This is a genomic window from Kocuria tytonicola (assembly GCF_003687455.1).
Lineage (GTDB): Bacteria > Actinomycetota > Actinomycetes > Actinomycetales > Micrococcaceae > Kocuria > Kocuria tytonicola.
Genome location: NZ_PHOA01000168.1, coordinates 1 through 2,602, shown reverse-complemented (window position 1 = coordinate 2,602; position 2,602 = coordinate 1). Strand labels below are relative to the sequence as shown.

3 protein-coding genes are annotated in these 2,602 nt (G+C 72.8%); all 3 read right to left on the bottom strand.

Features of this window, described 5'->3' with window-relative positions; translation table 11 throughout:
- On the bottom strand, positions 1 to 437 hold a 437-nt coding region (locus CWC38_RS11525; protein ID WP_133306261.1), incomplete at its 3' end, for a transporter substrate-binding domain-containing protein.
- Between the two features lie 14 nt (positions 438 to 451).
- Positions 452 to 1,585, bottom strand: coding sequence for a trans-sulfuration enzyme family protein (locus CWC38_RS11520; RefSeq protein WP_121846851.1), 1,134 nt, complete (start codon positions 1,583 to 1,585; stop codon positions 452 to 454).
- Between the two features lie 255 nt (positions 1,586 to 1,840).
- Positions 1,841 to 2,491, bottom strand: a complete 651-nt coding sequence (gene pdxT, locus CWC38_RS11515) for a pyridoxal 5'-phosphate synthase glutaminase subunit PdxT (protein ID WP_121846852.1) — start codon at positions 2,489 to 2,491, stop codon at positions 1,841 to 1,843.
- Positions 2,492 to 2,602 lie beyond the last annotated feature (111 nt).

Here is a 2,602-nt window from a genome sequence, read left to right as displayed (position 1 = left end):
CGGCCCCCCACCCGCCCCTGGGAGACGGCGTAGGGGACGGAGAAGTCGAACGCCTCCTTGCGCTTGGCGGTGGGGGCGATGTTGTTCATGACCAGGTCGTAGCGGCCCGCGTCCACCCCCGCGATCAGCGAGTCCCACTGGGTCTCCACGAAGGTGGCGCGCACCCCGAGGTCACGGGCCACGAGGTCCCCGATCTCCTTCTCGAAGCCCACCAGCGCACCGGAGCCGTCGTGGTAGCCGTAGGGGCGGAACGTGCCCTCCATGCCGATGCGCACCTCGCCCGCGTCCTGGATCCGCTGCAGGGCGTCCCCGGCGGGCATGGCTGCGGAACCCTCCGGTGCGCCGTCGTCCGGGGAGCAGGCCGCCAGGACGGCGCTGAGCCCCACCAGCCCTGTGGCGCCCAGGAGAGCTCGTCGGCTCGGCAGCTGCGGTGTCATGGGGAATTCGGGGCTCACGCGGCGTCGAGGGCCTGGGCGAGGTCCGCGAGCAGGTCCTCGACGTCCTCGATGCCCACGGCCACGCGCAGCAGGTTCTCGGTCAGGTGGGCGGTCTCCCGGTCCTCGGGGGAGTACGCCCCGTGGGTCATGGAGGTGGGGAGGCAGATCAGGGACTCGATCCCGCCCAGGCTCACGGCAAAGCCGAAGATCTCCAGGGCACCCAGGAACGCGCGGACGTCCTTGCCCGGCACGAGCTCGAAGGAGAACAGGCCGCCGGGTCCGTCCGCCTGGGACTCCTGGATCCGGGCCTCCGTCTCGTCGTACGAGCCGGGGACCAGGACGCGAGCGACCTCCTCGCGCCCGCGCAGGAACTCCACGATCTTCCGGGCGTTCTCCTGCTGCCGGTCCAGCCGGATGCCGAGGGTCTTCACGGACTGGATCAGGCGGTAGGAGTCGATGGGGGAGAGCACCCCGCCGGAGACCATCTGTGCCAGGTGCACCTGCTCGGCCAGAGCGTCGTCGTTCGTGCTCACCACGCCGCCCAGCAGGTCCCCGTGCCCGCCCAGGTACTTGGTGGCGGACTGGACGGTGACGTCCGCGCCCAGCCCCAGGGGCCGCTGCAGGTAGGGGGTCAGGAACGTGTTGTCCACCACCACCAGGGCGCCGTGGCGGTGCGCCAGCTCCACCACGCGGCGGATGTCGGTCACGCGCAGAGTGGGGTTGCTCGGGGTCTCCAGGAACACGATGCGGGTGCTCTCGTCGAAGTCCTCGTCCGTGAGCTGGTTGAGGTCGTCGTGGAAGTGCGTGGTGACACCGCGCTTGGGCAGCTCGATGGTGGCCCAGCGGTAGTTGCCGCCGTACACGGGCAGGCCCATGATCACGGAGTCCCCGGAGTGCAGGGTGCCCAGCACGGCACCGGTGGCGGCCATGCCGGTGGAGAACGCGAACGAGTGCCGGGCGCCCTCCAGGGCCGCGAGGGTGGTCTCGGCGTCGGTGCGGGTGGGGTTGGACCCGCGCTGGTACTCGAACGGGCCCTCCCCGCCCTCGGTGGGCTGCAGGAAGGTGGAGGCCGTGTGGATCGGGGGCACCACGGCGCCCAGGGCGACGTCGTGCAGTGCGTGGATGGTGCGAGTGGTGAAGCCGGCCAAGAGGTCCTCCGTCGAAGTGGTCAAGGGAGTCAGGTCTACACCGTTTCAGCACCGGAAGGCGAGATGTGTTGCGTCAGAAGACGTGGTGCGGCGTCGTGCTCGGGTGCCGCCCGCACCGCCGGCGCCGCGGTATTCGAGCCAGCGTGGGCGAGGACCAGGTGAGAGGTGGGCGCGCGGTGTCTCCGCAGGGGCGGTGTGTTGAAGTCTCCGCGGGCGGAGGCGGCGCCTCGGGACGTTCTCGACGCCGCCGCCCGGTCACCTCGCACTGTCCAGCAGCAGCCGGTGCAGCGTGGTGTCCCCCATGAGCTCGGGGTGGAAGCTGATGCCCAGCACGTTGTCCTGCCGCACGGCCACCACGGCCCCGCGGTGGCGGGCCAGGACCTCCACGCCGTCCCCCGCCCGGGTGACCTCGGGCGCGCGGATGAACGCGGCCTTCAGGTGGTCGCCGGGGCCCACGACGCCGCTCGCCGGGCCCAGCCACGCCAGGTCCACCTCCGCGGACGCCACCTGCGAGCCGAACGCGTTGCGGTTCACGCTCACGTCCAGCACACCCAGTGACTGCTGGCCGGGTGCCGGGTCCTCGATCTGCGTGGCCAGCATGATGAGCCCCGCGCAGGTCCCGAGCGTGGGGAGACCGCCGCGGATCGCGCCCCGCAGCGGCTCGAACAGCCCGAACGTGCGGCACAGCCGGTCCACCGTGGAGGACTCTCCGCCGGGCAGGATCAGGGCGTCGAGGCCCGCCAGGTCCTCCGGGGCGCGCACCTTCACGGCGCGGGCGCCCAGGGACTCCACGGCGCGCACGTGCTCCACCACGCCGCCCTGCAGCGCGAGCACGCCGACCACCGGGGTTGTCGGCTCGCCCGCTTCGTGCGATGTCGGGGCCTGCGAGGACGGGCCACGGTCCAGGGGGGCATCCTGCGCGGACCGCTCACCGGCGTCCCGGCCGGGGGCGGACGGCGGCGACGCCGCGCCCCCGCCCTGCGCGCCCGCGGTGGGGCGGGCGGCGGTGTCCGGGCG